Source organism: Mucilaginibacter sp. L196 (assembly GCF_009765905.1).
GTDB lineage: Bacteria > Bacteroidota > Bacteroidia > Sphingobacteriales > Sphingobacteriaceae > Mucilaginibacter.
Map to the genome: position 1 here is coordinate 423,509 of NZ_LMUO01000015.1, position 16,639 is coordinate 440,147.

18 protein-coding genes are annotated in these 16,639 nt (G+C 39.4%); 15 read left to right on the forward strand and 3 right to left on the reverse strand.

What is annotated here, in order from left to right; translation table 11 throughout:
• The first annotated feature begins 515 nt into the window (after positions 1-515).
• From GSQ74_RS12810 to GSQ74_RS12820, 3 genes are read left to right on the forward strand one after another with little or no spacing between them, the layout of a single operon-like run.
• On the forward strand, positions 516-3,740 hold the full coding sequence (locus GSQ74_RS12810; RefSeq protein ID WP_158993856.1) for a SusC/RagA family TonB-linked outer membrane protein: 3,225 nt from the start codon (positions 516-518) through the stop codon (positions 3,738-3,740).
• 16 nt (positions 3,741-3,756) lie between these two features.
• The gene (locus tag GSQ74_RS12815) at positions 3,757-5,154 is read left to right on the forward strand and encodes a RagB/SusD family nutrient uptake outer membrane protein (RefSeq protein WP_158993858.1); all 1,398 of its coding nucleotides are present in this window, start codon (positions 3,757-3,759) and stop codon (positions 5,152-5,154) included.
• A gap of 43 nt (positions 5,155-5,197) precedes the next feature.
• Positions 5,198-6,571: a redoxin family protein gene (locus GSQ74_RS12820; RefSeq protein WP_158993860.1), complete on the forward strand. Its 1,374-nt coding sequence runs from the start codon at positions 5,198-5,200 to the stop codon at positions 6,569-6,571.
• Between the two features lie 17 nt (positions 6,572-6,588).
• Here GSQ74_RS12820 and GSQ74_RS12825 read toward each other — a convergent pair whose 3' ends face one another.
• From GSQ74_RS12825 to GSQ74_RS12835, 3 genes are all read right to left on the reverse strand, one after another.
• Positions 6,589-6,882 carry a hypothetical protein gene (locus GSQ74_RS12825; RefSeq protein ID WP_158993862.1) on the reverse strand — a complete coding sequence of 98 codons (294 nt, stop codon included), beginning with the start codon at positions 6,880-6,882 and terminating at the stop codon, positions 6,589-6,591.
• A 4-nt stretch (positions 6,883-6,886) separates the two neighbouring features.
• Positions 6,887-7,357, reverse strand: a complete 471-nt coding sequence (locus GSQ74_RS12830; RefSeq protein ID WP_158993864.1) for a MauE/DoxX family redox-associated membrane protein — start codon at positions 7,355-7,357, stop codon at positions 6,887-6,889.
• Between the two features lie 317 nt (positions 7,358-7,674).
• Complete coding sequence (locus GSQ74_RS12835) at positions 7,675-8,241, reverse strand: Crp/Fnr family transcriptional regulator (protein WP_158993866.1); 567 nt, start codon at positions 8,239-8,241, stop codon at positions 7,675-7,677.
• A 222-nt stretch (positions 8,242-8,463) separates the two neighbouring features.
• Here GSQ74_RS12835 and GSQ74_RS12840 point away from each other — a divergent pair, with 222 nt between their 5' ends.
• The 12 genes from GSQ74_RS12840 to mobC all read left to right on the forward strand — a co-directional run bounded on the left by GSQ74_RS12840 (position 8,464) and on the right by mobC (position 16,639).
• A complete protein-coding gene (locus GSQ74_RS12840) occupies positions 8,464-9,759 on the forward strand; it encodes an aminotransferase class I/II-fold pyridoxal phosphate-dependent enzyme (protein ID WP_158993868.1) in 1,296 nt (431 codons plus the stop codon).
• Positions 9,760-9,780: 21 nt separating this feature from the next.
• On the forward strand, positions 9,781-10,362 hold the full coding sequence (locus tag GSQ74_RS12845) for a GNAT family N-acetyltransferase (protein WP_158993870.1): 582 nt from the start codon (positions 9,781-9,783) through the stop codon (positions 10,360-10,362).
• Positions 10,363-10,507: 145 nt separating this feature from the next.
• Positions 10,508-11,290: a helix-turn-helix transcriptional regulator gene (locus tag GSQ74_RS12850; protein ID WP_254060875.1), complete on the forward strand. Its 783-nt coding sequence runs from the start codon at positions 10,508-10,510 to the stop codon at positions 11,288-11,290.
• 138 nt (positions 11,291-11,428) lie between these two features.
• Positions 11,429-12,106, forward strand: a complete 678-nt coding sequence (locus GSQ74_RS12855) for a hypothetical protein (protein WP_158993874.1) — start codon at positions 11,429-11,431, stop codon at positions 12,104-12,106.
• Positions 12,107-12,312: 206 nt separating this feature from the next.
• Complete coding sequence (locus GSQ74_RS12860) at positions 12,313-12,594, forward strand: hypothetical protein (RefSeq protein WP_158993876.1); 282 nt, start codon at positions 12,313-12,315, stop codon at positions 12,592-12,594.
• A 39-nt stretch (positions 12,595-12,633) separates the two neighbouring features.
• Positions 12,634-12,861 (forward strand): hypothetical protein, encoded by a 228-nt coding sequence (locus GSQ74_RS12865; RefSeq protein WP_158993878.1) that lies wholly within the window; start codon positions 12,634-12,636, stop codon positions 12,859-12,861.
• Positions 12,862-12,865: 4 nt separating this feature from the next.
• Complete coding sequence (locus tag GSQ74_RS12870) at positions 12,866-13,408, forward strand: hypothetical protein (protein WP_158993880.1); 543 nt, start codon at positions 12,866-12,868, stop codon at positions 13,406-13,408.
• Positions 13,377-13,652, forward strand: a complete 276-nt coding sequence (locus GSQ74_RS12875) for a hypothetical protein (protein WP_158993882.1) — start codon at positions 13,377-13,379, stop codon at positions 13,650-13,652. Before GSQ74_RS12870 ends, GSQ74_RS12875 begins: the two co-directional genes overlap by 32 nt.
• Before the next feature lie 30 nt (positions 13,653-13,682).
• On the forward strand, positions 13,683-14,654 hold the full coding sequence (locus tag GSQ74_RS12880) for a toprim domain-containing protein (RefSeq protein WP_158993884.1): 972 nt from the start codon (positions 13,683-13,685) through the stop codon (positions 14,652-14,654).
• 297 nt (positions 14,655-14,951) lie between these two features.
• Complete coding sequence (locus GSQ74_RS12885; protein ID WP_158993886.1) at positions 14,952-15,248, forward strand: hypothetical protein; 297 nt, start codon at positions 14,952-14,954, stop codon at positions 15,246-15,248.
• A 184-nt stretch (positions 15,249-15,432) separates the two neighbouring features.
• Positions 15,433-16,032: a hypothetical protein gene (locus GSQ74_RS12890; RefSeq protein WP_158993888.1), complete on the forward strand. Its 600-nt coding sequence runs from the start codon at positions 15,433-15,435 to the stop codon at positions 16,030-16,032.
• A 187-nt stretch (positions 16,033-16,219) separates the two neighbouring features.
• Entirely contained in the window at positions 16,220-16,639 is a 420-nt protein-coding gene (gene mobC / locus GSQ74_RS12895; RefSeq protein ID WP_158993890.1) for a plasmid mobilization relaxosome protein MobC, read from the forward strand.

The following is a 16,639-nucleotide window of genomic DNA, read 5'->3' on the forward strand; positions in this document are numbered from 1 at the left end:
TTTACTTTAGATTTTAATTTTGTATATTTGAGTTTAAAGTAAGTCAGTATAAATAAGAGTCTTGCAACTCTATTCTCAGGCCGTTGATGCAAGACAGCAGATTTATACCCATTTCTTATTTGAATGCGCTATATTAGCGTATTAAGTAAGAGTGGGTTTCTGCTGTAAATCCGTGTCAACATAAGGCCTGAGAACCAAATGGAGTAGCGGTATGCAGAAACCCACTTTTGTGTTTTTACTCACCGACAAGACTCGTATTTCAAACGAGCATGGGCAAAATACCGCGAACAACAATCTTTTTCCTTCGAATTCCATTTCTAAAAGTGGTGTTTGGCCATGCTTATTCCAATAATTTTTACTCAACTAAACTTCTCTTCAAAAACCTTATTAAGGCTCCGGTTTAAATTCTTGAAACGGCAGCCTTGGTCAGTTAATAGTTAATTAAGGCTGCCGTTTTTTTCTCTCCGTATTCATTTACGGTAGCATATAATCACAAACTCATTAACTGAATATACATGAAAAAAACTATACTTTTTATAGTACTGGCTACGCTTTGCTTAAATTTTCGAGCACAGGCGCAAAATACCATCCACCTTACGGGCCACATCATTGACTCTGCGAATAATAAACCCTTGCAAGGAGCTACCATTAAGATTAAGGCTACGCAATTATCAGTTTCAACCGACGAAAACGGAAACTTTTCGATTAACGCTGAAAAAAAGCCGGGAAAATTAATTGTCAGCTTTATAGGCTATAAACCGATTGAGGTCACTTTTTCTGTGACGAATTCTGGCCCATTTTTTATCGCCCTGGGTGGAGATTATAGCGCGCTTAAAGAAGTCAGTGTTGTTTCGACTGGCTATCAAACTATTCCAAAAGAAAGGGCTACTGGATCATTCGCTCAACCAATAACGGAAATGTATGATGCCAGAGTATCTACTGATGTTGTCTCAAAATTAGATGGAATAACCAGCGGGTTATTCTTCAATCGAAATACAAATACTACGCAGACAGGTCAGTTAGATATCAGTATAAGGGGGCGTAGCACAATATTCGCCAACGACCAGCCATTGATTGTAGTTGACAATTTCCCCTATAGCGGTGACATTGGTAATTTAAATCCGAATGATGTTGCAAGCATTACAGTCTTGAAGGACGCTGCCGCTGCGTCAATATGGGGAGTAAGAGCAGGCAATGGTGTCATTGTAATTACTACGAAGAAGGGCAAATTGAATCAACCCTTAAAGGTCACTTTAAATTCAAATGTTACGGTCATCCAAAAACCTGATATAAAATACAATCCAAATTATACGAGCTCTTCGGACTATATTAACGTAGAGGAATTCTTGTTTAAGAATGGATATTATGATGGAAACCTGACGAACAACACAAATTATCCATTTGTCTCACCCGTGGTTAACATTTTGGCCCAACAAAGGGCCGGAAATATATCTTCTACAGATGTGACCAATCAGATAAATAACCTAAGTAATAACAATTTATTAAATGATATTTCCAAATATCTTTACCAAAATGCTGTTAATCAACAATATTCGGTTAACCTGAATGGTGGCGATGAAAAAACCACGTACTTCTTTTCCGCTGGTTATGATAATAATCTTCAAAGCCCAAAAGATAACAATTATGATCGTTTAACCCTAAACTCAAATCTTGTTTTTACGCCGGTAAAAAATCTTCAATTATCTATTGGTATTAATTACATTCAATCGAATACTAAGACTGATAATACAATTTCCAATGTCCTATCGGGCAATATTTATCCTTATGCGCAGCTGGCCGATGCAAAAGGAAATCCTCAACAAGTTAATACACTGTTCCGTCCGGGTTTTATTCAGTCAGCCCAGTCTTTAGGGTACCTCGACTGGTCGTATTCTCCTTTAAAAGATCTCGGTCTTGATAATAACACTACAAAATATGGAGATATACGAATTTCACCGGGAATTAGGTACAACATATTGAAAGGGCTCAGTGTAGAGGGAAAATATCAATATGAACAATACACCAGCAATTACAGAGACTACGAAAGTGAGCAAACCTTTTATACAAGAAACCTTATAAACGAGTATTCCAATGTGGACAATAATGGCAATGTAGATGGTTATAACATTCCATTAGGCGGAATATTAAATCAATCACTTACAACGGTAACAGCCTACAATATTAGAGGCCAACTTAGCTACAACCAAACCTGGCATAGGAATTCAGTCAATGCTATCGCGGGAATAGAGCAAAGTCAAACCAAAACCGATGGAAATTCTGACGGAACTTTGTACGGTTATAATGATGGTACAGGTAACTACAGTAATGTTGATTTGCTTACAACGTTCGCGCTAAACCCGCAAACTGGTTATGCCAACATTCCTACTAATGCAGCTGAAACAGGGCTTATTAATAGAGTTCGTTCTTATTTTGGAAATGCAGCTTATACGTATGATAATAAATATACTTTTTCAGCAAGTGGACGAATTGATGGTTCTAACTACTTTGGAGTCTCGACAAATTTAAAATCTGTACCACTTTGGTCAACAGGATTAAAGTGGGCAATTGACAAGGAACCTTTTTATCGAATTGATTGGATTCCGGTTTTACGTTTACGAGCAACATACGGCTATAATGGAAATCTCAACCAAAATATAACCGGCATAACAACATTTATGTACAGGCCGGTAAATAGTTCATATACGGGGCTCACACAAGCGTATGTAGCTAATATCGGTGATCCGGAATTAACATGGGAGAAAGCGGGGATTGGAAATTTAGGTCTCGATTTTGCCCTAAAAAACAACATCTTAAGTGGAAGCCTCGAATATTTCAAGAAAAATGGTGAAGATATAATTGGAAACGAATCAGTCCCTCCAAGCACCGGCCTAACAACTTTTGCAGGCAACTATGCCAGCATGAAAGGAAATGGATTTGATATTCAGCTTACTTCCAAAAATATTGATAAAGGGGTAAAATGGTTTACTACATTATTGTTTAGTCACGCGACCGATAAAGTGACCCAATATAACGCCCCTATTATTCCTTCTGCATTAACAACAGCGGATGGTGCAGGTGGTTCAACTTATCCAGTCATCGGCTACCCTGTATACGGCGAATGGAGTTACCGTTGGGCTGGCTTAGATCCCACCAACGGTGACCCGCAGGGCTATATTAACGGAAAAATCAGTAAAGATTATTCCTCTTTAACCAACCCCGTTTCCCAAAGTGACTTGGTATACAGCGGCCCGGCAAGACCTCAGTATTACGGGGGAGTTAATAACAGAATTAAATATAAAAACTTATCCCTTGATTTTAATTTAAGCTATAAGTTCGATTATTATTTCAGAAGAAGTTCACTTAATTATTCAACCTTATTTAACAGTTGGTTAGGCGGAAACAAAGAATTCGCACAAAGATGGCAAAAACCAGGGGATGAAAAAGTGACCAACGTTCCTTCGATGGTTTATCCGGACTACCCAAGCCGGGATCAGTTCTATCAATATTCCACGGCGACAGTTGAAAAAGGTGATAACATTAGACTACAAGATATAAGCCTAAGTTATTCCTTCACTAAGAAACAATATAGACAATTACCGTTTGACAACGTCCAGATTTTTGTTTATGCCAATAACCTTGGGATCATCTGGCGGGCGAATAAATTAGGTCTCGACCCTGATAATCCAACAGGATACCCATCACCAAGATCTATTTCGTTCGGTTTTAAAACAAACTTTTAATCAAAAATTCATCATTATGAAATCTATATATAACAGGTATTTACACAATTTTATACCGGTAGTATTTTCAATCGTCGCTCTATTGCAAGTCTCTTGTAAAAAGTCGTGGTTGGATGCCAAACCAAATAAAGCTTTGGTAGTTCCGTCGTCCATAGCCGATTACCAGGCAATACTGGATAATAATACCGGAAACAGTTTATTTAATTTTGGTGCCCCAAGTTTGCCAGAAATCGGAGCGGGTGATTTTTATTTGCGTTATACATCCTGGCAATCATTAAGTAATACTCAGGAAAGAAATGCTTATATATGGAATGCTGATATATATGCAGGTGAAACTGGATTTGATTGGAACAATGCCTACAAAAGAATTTTAAACGAAAATATAGTTTTAGATGGTATAAAGAATGTTCCTTTACAACCAGGAGATCAAGCCAGCTGGAATAATGTTAAGGGTACTGCATTATTTTATCGTGCTTTCGACTTTTGGTGTCTTGCCCAGGAATACGCAAAACCTTATGATTCTAATACAGCTTCAACCGACCTGGGAATTCCAATTAGAACAAGTTCTGATATAAACGTAAGGTCTGTACGGGCCACAGTTTTGGCGACTTATAATCAAATCGTGAATGATTTAACAGGTGCCAAACCGCTGCTTCCTGATTCCGCTTTGTATCCCACAAGACCAGGAAAAGCAGCTGTATATGGATTACTTGCACGTGTGTTTTTGTCAGAAAGTAATTATTCTAATGCTGCATTGTATGCAGATTCTTGCTTGAGACTATCCAACCAGCTGCTTGACTTTAATACTTTATCAACATCTGCATCTACTCCCATTAAACGATTTAATGTAGAAGTCATTTATCATCACAATTTAAGTTCTTATTCGGCATTCAATAATTCGTCGCCAAATCTGATCATTGATTCAAATCTTTATAATTCTTATAAACCGAATGATCTCAGGAAACAGATATATTTTAAAATGGTAGCTGGTTTTCCAACATGGAAATCGACTTATACAGGAACATCATATTTTTTTGGAGGACTGGCGACTGATGAAATTTATCTGATAAGAGCAGAGTGTTTCGCGAGACAAAATAATACAACAGCTGCAATGAAAGGTTTAAACCAGCTCCTTGCTGCAAGGTCGGTAACAGGAACGTTTACTCCAAGTACCGCCGCCAGTGCGGACGATGCACTTTCACAAATTTTAACCGAAAGAAGGAAGGAGCTTGTTTTTCGAGGATTGCGATGGTCAGATTTGAAACGCATTAATAAGGAAACATCATTCGCAAAAACTTTAACAAGGATTTTGAACGGACAAACCTATTCGTTACAGCCAAATAGTAATCTATATGTCTTTCCAATCCCACCTGCAGAAATTCAGCTGAGCGGAATTCAGCAAAATCCAAGGTAACACTCACATATATCAAATCCTTATTTTCTTAAATTCTAAAATCATGAAAGCCATTTATAAGTTTTTCCTTTTCACATTGTTTAACAGCATTCTGGCAGTTAACGCTCAAAATACAACACTTACAACGGGTATGGAGGTTCCCGAAATTACTTTTTCCCAAACGATTAATTTTGGAACATCAACGACAAGCAAATTGTCGGACTTCAGAGGCAAAATGGTGATTTTAGACTTTTGGGCGACTTGGTGCAGCCCTTGTATCGCAGCTATTCCTAAAATTGACGCTATTCAAAATAAATTCAATGATTCTGTAGTCTTTCTCCCGGTAACTTATCAGGATAGAAAAATCGTTAAGCCCTTTCTGGAAAGACTATACCGAGACGAGAAAATACAAATGAAAAGTATAATAGAGGATACTGTTATTGGAAAAATGTTTCCTCATACCAGTATTCCATTTTTTGTTTGGATAAATCAAAAAGGCGAAATAATTGCGACTACTGATGCTTCTAAAATAACGTCAGAAAATATTCATGCAGCACTAAAAAACGGTTTTAACGCGAGTAACAAACCGTTGCGAAAATATCGTTTTATAAATGATCATCAATCAATTTTCCCAACCACTATAGCTTACACGGAGAAGTCCGGTGGTAATAATGATTTGATAGATGTAATAGACCCTAAAGATGTCCTGTATCAATCTACACTAACCAGGTACAATTCAAACTTAGCAGGCAAGACTCACTATGATTCCGCGCAATTTATTGCTATCAATACACCTATCATAAATTTTTACCGACTGTATTTCGGATGTGCTGTCTATAAAAAGTTTCCATTAATATTTTGGAGTACAGCCAGATGTAAAGTTGAAATAGCAGATTCAAGTTTATCAAACAAAATCAACACGAAAAAAAAGGGCACTGATTATCTTAATTGGGCTGAATCAAATGCCTACACCTATGAATTAAACTGGAAAAATTGCAAATCATGGGACGAAAAATTCGCTCTATTAAAAGGCGACCTTGACCGATATTTTGGTGAGCCATTAGGTATTGAAGCGGAAATTGAAAACCGGATGGTTCCAAGTGATGTTTTAGTTAGAATTTCAGGCTCCGAAACAATGAAAGAAAGTGATGACAATTCAGAAGAAGAACATGATGCATTTTTTTACAAGCAAAAGGGCGAACCCATAAGTGCTTTAATTAATAGATTGCAAGGATATTACTGGCAAACTTCCGATAGCCCTGTATTCGACGAAAGTGGGTTAAAAGGAAAGTATAATATTGATATTGAGTGCAACATGAATGATCTGGATTTAGTTAATGCACAACTTGCCAAATATGGGCTTAAATTTATTAAAGCTGACCGAAAGGCAGAGGTTTTAGTTATTCGAAAAAAGGAAAAAAAGGATGGTGCCCAATAGCCACCATCCTTTTTTTATTAATTACCCTGATAATCGCCTGGGTTAGTGTCTACTTCCGACGCGCTTGGAGATGGGTTTGAATTTTCGGTTGGCACGGTTGATTGGGACCAATCAGCCGTACAAATATTTGTGGATTCATCACAACCAGCAAGGTCACCACGGTATTTATAATCAGCTTTTGTATTACTGGTTGAATGAGCAATATGCGCAAATGTATAAGTCGTATTACGCTTCGCGTTAGTAAAAGAACTGAAGCCGATTGCCAAAGCACCCACTAACAGGCCCAAGGCGATTTTTTTGAAATTTTTCATTTTTTCAAGTTTTTAAAGATGTAATTGATTGCATGAGCCGGAGCGCTACAATGGCCATGAATATAAATGCGAGATTAAACCATGTATGTTGTCCCCAGCTTAATTTTTCGATGGCTCCTCCACAGTGGCATGGCAGCTTCTTTTCCAAAATCATCGCGCTGATAATATAGATCGTGAACGATGACATGACTGCGATAAAGCTGTAAAGCCCTATTCTGGTGCTTTTTGGTATAAGCAACAATAACGCGACGATGATTTCAATTGCAGGAACGGCATAGGAGATATATAAGGCTATGCCACTGATGAGATGTACTCTTGTCAGGCCTTTATAGAAACGGGCGTGATCAACTATTTTTGCGTAAGCGGTATATAAGAATAATGCCATGCATACCCAACAGATAGCTGTTATTATCTTTTCTTTTGCCGGATCTGACAGTTGAAATTTTGATTTAGCGTTTGTTATTGTACTCTCCATAAGACTTTAGGATTGTCCATCTTTTGTTAATAGGTAACTTCAGTTACCAGCAGGTGCGTAGCCCGCAATTTGATCTTTCTTCTTTGTCACGTACTCCTTTCTATTTTGTATTACCTAAATGCTATAGGCAAGGATTAATTAATAAGACAAACAGATTATTATTTTAGGGTTAGATAACGGGATAAAGCTACGAGGTGATTTTTTTTGAACGTGTGATTCAAATTGCTATTTACAAGTTGATTTCTTGCAATTTCAAATGAAAATTTCACCAGGAAGTGTGATTGGAATCACAATTGAAAAACGTTTTTTCTCAATTCTTAGTTACGACCGATGTATCGGGTAAGCGTTTCTCTGGTTAGGTGAAGGTATGAAGCAATTATCCTGGCAGGCGCTTTTTTGAAAATGTTTGGACTTTTTGTTCTAAGAGTTATATATCTCTCCTCCGGTGGTAGTGCTATCAATTTTTGTATTTCGTATTCTTCCTGCTGATAGCGTAACAGCATGTTTTTGATTAGCGTTGCAACTTCGGAGTATTTGCTATCCAATTCATGAAGTGCAACATAGCTGAGAGTGATTAAGGTAGACGCTTCCATGATCTCCGTATAAAAATAAGAAGGGACTGCGTAATAACCCTGATAGGAAAAAAACAAATCATCGGCTTCCCAAAACCTGACTGTGTGTTCATTGCCATGGTGATCGTAATAGTAATTTCTCATTAGACCTTTTTCCAGGAAATAGATACGGTTTTCTTGCTGGCCTGCAGCATGTAGGATCTGGTGGGTTTTATAATATTCTTCTTTTAACTTTTCTTCCAAATTAGTGATTAACTCCGTCGAAAGATCGGCTTGTGCAGCAAGTGATTTTATTAGTCTTTCTGTATTCATTTTCAGAATATTTTAGGGTTCAACTTCTTATCAATTCATTCTTTTACCTCGATAAATCGACTTTAAAAAGAAAGGTTGCAAAATTAAATGGCCAAAATCAGAAAAACTGGGACATCGTGAAATATTTCCCATTGGTTAAACAATTGTTAAAAAAAAGTAGCATGTCCCAGTTTTTGAATTTTATGACACCTATTTTTAACGCTACATCTATATTCTACACTTATGAAAACCATTGACTTTACGACCGCGAGTTTTAAAGATTTCGAGAATATTGCGGGACAGGACATCTATACCACGGCCAGGGAATTTGTTAAATACCTGAATTTTTTAAAAGAAAACGGGCATCTCAATTACCGGATTGAATCGCTCTCCCCGGTTGGCCCGGAAATGAATTTAATATTGCCAGGCGATAAGCATCCCACATGGTGTGTTTGCTTAGTTTCCAATGATTACCTCGGATTCAGTCAACATCCTTTGATTAAGGCTGCGGTGATAAAAGGCGTAGAACAATTTGGTACGGGTTCGGGCGCATCTCCAGCCATAGGTGGGCACTTTGTATATCATCAACAACTCGAAAAGAAAATAGCTGAATTCTATAAACGAACCGATGCCATTTTATACACAACGGGTTATACAGCAAACAGTGCCACGCTGCAATGTATCCTGCATAAGGATAATCGGGATAAAGACGCTGCAAAAAACGATTTGGCGATCCTCGATATGAATGTTCATGCCAGTGTCTATGAGGGGGTTTTAACAACAACCGTAAAAACCTTTCTACATAATGATCTGGTTATGCTGGAACAGGTGTTAAAGCATGCTCACGATAGCTACCGAACAAAAATGGTCATCATTGATGGCGTTTATAGCCAGGATGGTGATGTCGCACCCATTGATCAAATAGCTGAAGTAACGCATCGATACGGTGCCTATCTGGTTGTGGATGACGCGCATGGAATAGGTGTTGTCGGTGCTACCGGGCGGGGGGTAATTGAAATGTATAATGCCTTCGATAAAGTTGATATTATTACCGGCACATTTAGTAAAGCCCTTGGCAATATCGGTGGCTATGTTATTGCCAGTCCGGAGATTATTACCTACCTGAAGTATCAATCAAAACAACACTTATTTTCTACAACCGCCACACCTGCGTTAATGGGAATCCTTAAAGCCATAGACCTGATTGACGAAGAACCTGAGTGGAGATCCCGCCTTTGGGAAAATATTGAATACTTAAAAAACGGTTTAATCAAGTTAGGATTTGATGTGGGGTCGACATCTTCGGCGGTAATACCAGTCAAGGTGGGCGATATCATGAAGACATTGGAAGCGGGCCGGTTACTCCTGAAATTGGGGGTTTACACCAACCCAATCATGTACCCGGCAGTTTCTAAGAAAAACGCCCGAATCAGGATGAACGTGATGGCTACGCATACTAAAGCTCATTTGGACAAAGTTTTAAATGCGTTTAGCGAAATAGATGCACAATTGCACATCTCAAGTAAATACAACAACTAATTTTCTTAATTACATCATTCTATGTTAAAAGTAAATAATGCAAAAAGAGAATTGGCTATAGAGATTTTGACCAGCGCTTTCACAGATAATAAAAGCGTCAACTATATTGTACGGCAGGATAGCCGAAGGCTGTTACGGTTTAAAGCATTGATGGCCTATTCATTTGATATGTGTATGGAGTTTGGCGATGTGTTTTTCTCTGAAAATGGCGAGGCTTGCGCCTTAATTTTGTATCCCCATTTAAAAAAGTTCAGTTTTTACGCACTTTGGCTTGACATCAAACTGATTTTTAAAGCCATTACAATTTGGGGTATTGCCAAAACATTAAAACGCGAATCAAAAATAAAAGACATTCAGCCAAAAGAACCGATGGCTTATTTGTGGTTTATTGGGGTAAATTATTTATTTCAGCATGAAGGTATGGGAAGTAAACTGCTAAAAGAGGTTATTGAATTTGCACAGCAAAAGGATTTACCTGTTTTTTTGGAAACTTCCACCAATGAGAATTTACCCTGGTACAATCGCTTTGGGTTTCAGATTTACTGCGAATTGGAATTAGGTTATAAACTTTTCTTTCTCAAACGGCATTTGGACAAACACTAATATGCTCGTATTCGGCACCCAAATCCACATTGTAACTTTAATTTTTATTTTGCTGGAATCTGGAATGCTCTTTTTCCAGTTTTTCTACTATTTATTCCGACCCCAGGATCTGCCCCGCAAACTGTATTTAATTTTGCTGATCTTAATGTTGTTTTACAATATTACGGGAGGGCTTTTTCCTGATCCGAAAATTAATATCCCCCTTGACATTCAGGAAATGATAGCCTATGGCAGCGGCTTTTTAATGGCTTCTTATTTTCCCTATTACTTTTATAAGACTTTCGACTTAACATCCCTGCGATGGCATGCTTTATTTGGGGTACCTCTTTTTTTAGCTTGCCCTTACCTGATTTTCTTTGTCGTTGTTTATGCCATTAACGGCAACCTGGATGTCGATATAAAATATGGAATGATCGCGCCCTTTATATACGCACTCGTTTTGCTTTACGTGATGTTCCGGGCTATCCGTAAAAAACACAAATTTCAAAGAAACCAAAATCAATATATCGAAGAAATAGTCATGCACGCTGCTGTTACGCCATGGGCCTCATTGGCATTTTTTGGTATAGTGGAATCCAGTCAGCTAATTGAGGTGCTTTGTACGAATACCGGAATAATCGGCATTACCTTTCTTTTTATATGGCGTTCCGTTAAATCCGCAAGGGAGGAATATGAACGGCTACAAGAATTGGCAAGCCAGGGTAACGGCAGTTTGGTATTTGAGGAAATGTGCCGTTACTACAAATTGACCAACCGCGAAATTGAAATTGTATTATTAGTCCGCCAAGGAATGACTTACAAAGAGATATCAAATCGACTTTTTATTGCCGGTAAAACAGTGGAAAACCATGTCCAAAATATTTACGAAAAGACCAGCGTAAAAAACAAAGTGTCGCTGATCCAAAAACTCTTCCAAACCTCAAATTAAGCTATTTATTCATTATAGTGGATTATACCTATTTTATCAAATGAGGATAATACCCTATTGTCCCAGCCTCTCCTAACTTTCAATTTTGCTCTGTAATTAATTTATTTTCAAACGAATAATTCTTGGATTGAGGTTGATATGGAGAGATTTATAAAACAAGCGTACCCATACGCTTGGCTGGACGAAGTAGTTGAGATTACATTAAATCCCGAAAAAACGAAGGTTACAGAGTTGCAGTTTCAGCAGCTTGAAAGCATTGAAAGCAAATTTGACCAGGAATTACAAAGTGTGTTAAAAGATTTAAAAACGAGCACATTTTGCCTATTTTCCTCTAAGAAAATCAAGGCAGTCGTTACCCAATATCATGACTCGTTAATACTATTGGAAAGCCAGGCAATGCAAAACCTGGCTGCCTATCCGCAAGACCATCCTTTAGCAGCCACCGGTGAAAATATTATCTTCTACATCCAAAACATGGGAGTAGCCTTTAAAAAGAGATATGGCAAATACATTACTTCTTCCGTTTCGGAAACTGGTATAACACCAACGCAAAATACGGTCATTTCTAAATTATTATGTAAGCTTAGCGCTGATCAGATCGGCGTAATTCTCAAAGCTGCTGATGATACAAAAGTGTTATTGGCCAGTTCCCTCAGCGTGGTATTCCGTTCCATTGTGCCATTTCTATCAACCGATAAAATCAAGAATCTTTCCTGGGACAGTATGCGCAAACGCACTTATCATATCGAGCAGGTCGACAAGGATGTCGCCATTGCAACCCTTGAAAAACTGATCTTGAAAATCAGGGAATACTGAAGCATTAACTTAACTTATCATCCATTAAAAGCCTCCCGTTTTGGGTGGCTTTTTTTTGAGATTTTGAAAAATATTTAAAAATAATACTAAGTAATAGTCTGATAATCAATGAGGCGCAAGGGCGCAATTTAGGGCGCAGCTAAAAGTTGCGCTTTTTGGGCATTCCAAATCCGGTGTTCTTTGCTCCCATAATCACAAAAGGGATAATGATGAAACAGGCTGAACTGACACGTATTTTTCTTGAATCTGTTACTGGTGGCACCGCTAAAGCGCTATCAGAAACAAGCATTCAAACTGCGATGGTCAGTAAAGCGGAAGCCTACCGGCTGTATGGCCGTTCACAGGTTGACCGCTGGATTTCCGAAGGCTTATTCAAGCCCTTCAAGGGCCAAATCTACATCTCAAAATCGGGGATTGACCGCGAAAAACTGGAGGCTATTGCAGCGGCCAGTAATCGCGGAACCTATCTGCCAGTTTCGGATAGATAAACTTTCGCCCGCTTCGACGGGCAGGTTAACGAACGTTTTTTGACATCATGGGATGAAGCATTACCCGGCATTGAGCCGGGAATCAGGAAGCAGCTACAGCAACCCGTGCTATGCAAAAGCACAGGCGGGACTGGACAACAGCGAACCCTGGGCAGCCCGTTTGGGCATGGTCTGTACAGGCCAACGCATGTAATCCCGGATTTTTTATCAACCGGTAAAAGTGAATTGTTTGGGTTCGTTACCCATTTCCGGTTCCCACTTAGATAATAATATGATGAATACAACTAACCAGCAAAACAGAGATTATCGTAAAAGAAAAGCGCCTAAACTGCCTTATTACCATGTTCAACAAACGCTTCCATTAGGCGAAACACCAGCTGTTCGCGCAAGCCTGCGAACGGAGGGATTATGGGAATTAGTGACCGCTGACCTTCGGGAAGTTTACTATTATAGAGTAGACCAAAATAAAAAGCGTAGGGACTTTTGCGCTGTTGGCTGGCCAAACGAAAATGGTGGATGGGAAATCAGACATCCTAATTTCACAGGTTGTCTCGGCACCAAAGGAATGACCTTTATTCCCGGCGAAACCGACAACCTTATTATTTTCGAGGACTTTACCGCTTACCTCTACTGGCGGTATTTTCATAAGCAGTATTACCCCAACATCCTGATCCTGAATTACCCTGAATTTTTAAGCGCAGCCAAAATGAGAGCGCTCAAGTTCAACTCAGTAACGGTATGCTGTGACCAGGAACAAATAACACTCATTAAATCTTCTGGTGATGGATTTGACCCTATCAACGCAGCAGCTTAAACTTATTATCCGGGAAGCTGCCGAAATGGGCGCGATCCAGGCGCTAACCAAAGTAGGCAAACTGAAACCCTACCTTAAAAAGTCGGAAGCATTCCGAAAATACGGGCGGGCCAATATCGAAAACTGGGCTGAAAAAGGAATACTCACCATACGCAAAGACGGAGATCATTCCGCCGTTTGGCGCATTGATCGGCTGGAAGTAGCGGCGATAGCCAAATCCATTGAACTTCTACGCTATCTGTAGGATATGACCCATTTACAAATTGCAAATCAAATGAATACATTAATTAACTACAATGCGCAGGAAATCAGGGAACAGGTTTCCCCGGTTGACTTTTTAGCCCGGTTGGGCTATCACCCGGCCTACAAATCCGGCAAAGAACTTTTTTATTTGAGTATGCTGCGGGAAGAACGCACACCCTCTTTTTGTGTTGATGACAAGCTCGGTGTTTGGTACGATTGGGGTGGCGCTAATCCATCGGGTATTAAAGGCGGCAACGTGATTGACCTTGCGCTGGCTTATTGGTACCCACTCGGTTTCAGAGACGTATTGGAGAAAATAAATGAAACCTGTAATATTGAACCAGGAGCGGCACCCTCTACAAACCGCGAAAACTTTAGGCCAAGAAAAGCTACCAAAATACCTAATTATAAAATTTCAGAAGTTAAAGACCTCGGTAATAACCCAGCCATTGCAAACTACCTGCAATCCAGGGGCATATGGCCGGTCGCTCACCAGCATTTAAAGGAAGTATATTATTATATCGAGGACGAGAAAAAACTCCGCAAATACTTTTTTTCGGCAGGCTGGAAAAATGAAAATGGTGGTTGGGAGGTCAACAATCCTTACTTTAAAGGATGCCTCGGCCCGAAGGGATTAACCATAATTCCCGGTGACTCTGATCGGCTGGCCTTGTTTGAAGGAATGATCGATTACCTCAGCTGGAAGTTTGAACAGCAGGATGACGGTGAAACAGTCATTTTATTAAATGGGGTAACATTTATAGAAGCGGCCATCAAACGGGCTACAGATTTTAATGATAGAACCATCTTTTTTGACAATGATGAGGCCGGTGAAGATGCAAGCCGGACTTTTGTAAATGCCTACCCACTGACTCATAACAGCGCTCCAAATTATGCCGGTTTCAAGGATTATAATCAACGGCTGGTATCCGAACTGGATAATCTCTATCGCCTTCCCGCCACCGATACCAATAACCTGGTAAAGACCGGTCTGCGCAGGTAATTCCTTTATAGCTATATATACGAATATACCAATATACAGCTAACTGGATAGACAGCAAGTTATATAAACGCTCAACTGTTTATACAGCTATAGGAATATCTCTTTAGTTATATATCCACTTAGTTATTTATTCAACTATCCGAATATTTATATAAATAACTATTCAGCTAATCAGCTATAGGTATAAATCGCTAAACAGCTATGTGCTTATTTATATAGTCCGATAGACCTTTATTGGCATAGCTACATATACAGCTATCTGCATAGTTACCTGTTCATATATAAACATTAAAACTTATGGAAATCACCATCACCTGGACAAAAATCATTGTCGTTACACTCACTTATTTTTCCGGCCGATACCTTTATTATTCTTTTCTAAAATGGTATTCAGGTAGTTATGCGCCGTTTGACCCAACAGAATTTTATGAAACGTCCTCTTATTCGGAAGGCTGGAAGATGGGACACCTACACGGCAGTCACAAATTGCGGATCAAATGCGAAAAATACCGCAGGCAAATTGTGGAACTGAAGGAGAAGCATAGAATCTCGGATATAAAGGTCAAATCCTTAGAAGACAAACTACTTGATTGATATCCGCTAATGTTTTTCTTTTTGCAGGCCAGCTTTCCTTAACCATTTAGTTTTTTAAGTATGCAAAGGTATAGCATTTTGCCTTTTTGACCAGTCAAGGGTACATAAACCGCGATTGCATCACGGCCCTTGACAGGTCAGGCAAACGCTTTTCATACCTGCATAAAAAAACTAAATGTATGTTATGGAAAATCTGATTTTAAGCCCTCAATCGCAAAACGTAATTACGGATTACATCAACAAAAACTGCCTTGTACCTTATGAAAAACATCTTTTAAATGAGATGCTCGAAGCGGTAGAACAAAATAACCAAGCTAAACTGGACTGGTTTAATAGCTTTGGAAAGGATTTAAGGCACATGACCATGAATGTTTATGCCTATCGCAAAGGGCTGGAATTTGGCTTTACGGAAATAGGTTTTGATAAAAATGGGTGGTTTGTTCAACCAAAGTTCATGGAGCGGGAGGATATTATATTAGGAAATCCCGACAGGTTCAGCGAGCACAGTATCCTTTATTTAGGCCGGGGGCAAAATCCTATCTGGACTTACACCTTGGATTATAATTACGGTTTGGCTGGCGGCGGGTCGCATATCTCAGTATTTGATAAGCAATTTAACAGCCGTCAGGAGGCCTTAACCGCAGGCTTAAATGATCTAAAGGCTAAGATGACCGCCGTTATAGGCCATGCTGACACCACCAACTTTAAGCAAAGCGTTATCCTGTTAACCCTGAATGCGATTAAAGAGGCACAAATAAATTCGGTACAACTGGCCCTGTTTTAACAGGGCTTTTTTTGACAAAGCCTGAATATAGCCGCATATGCGTATAGCCGTTTATACAGCCCCCCGTTTGTTTTTCAAGCGGCAAGTTGTGTTTTTGTGTCACAAAAACTTACTTGCCCATTGCCGCAAAGCGCCATGGGATGGGAAAACCTGCGCAACTTGGTTTTCCTTTTAAAAAAATAAGCCGATGGATCAACCACGCAAGCCTTTTAAAAAACCGGGGCGACCGGAATTACAGCAAGGAAAAAAGGAACGCTTCATCCGGGCGAGGCTGACCGAGGATGAATACAACAAGCTTGTTGCTTTAGAAAAGGAACTCGGTATGAATCATACCGACCTAATCCGGCACCGCCTATTAGGCAGCCAGCATAAACAATTGGTTAATGCCCGTGAAGTTTTAAATCGCCTGGACGTAATGGGCGCTGAATTAGGCCGGGCAGGAAATAACATTAACCAGCTGGCCAGGCATGCAAATATCCTGAACAAGCGGGGAAGGCTTGATGAGATGGTGGTGAAGGAGTTTAACCTGCTTTTCCGGGAATATGCCCGAATCCGTAACGATACCGAAAAATCGCTCCGGCAAATTATACGTTTAATCCGGGGCTGA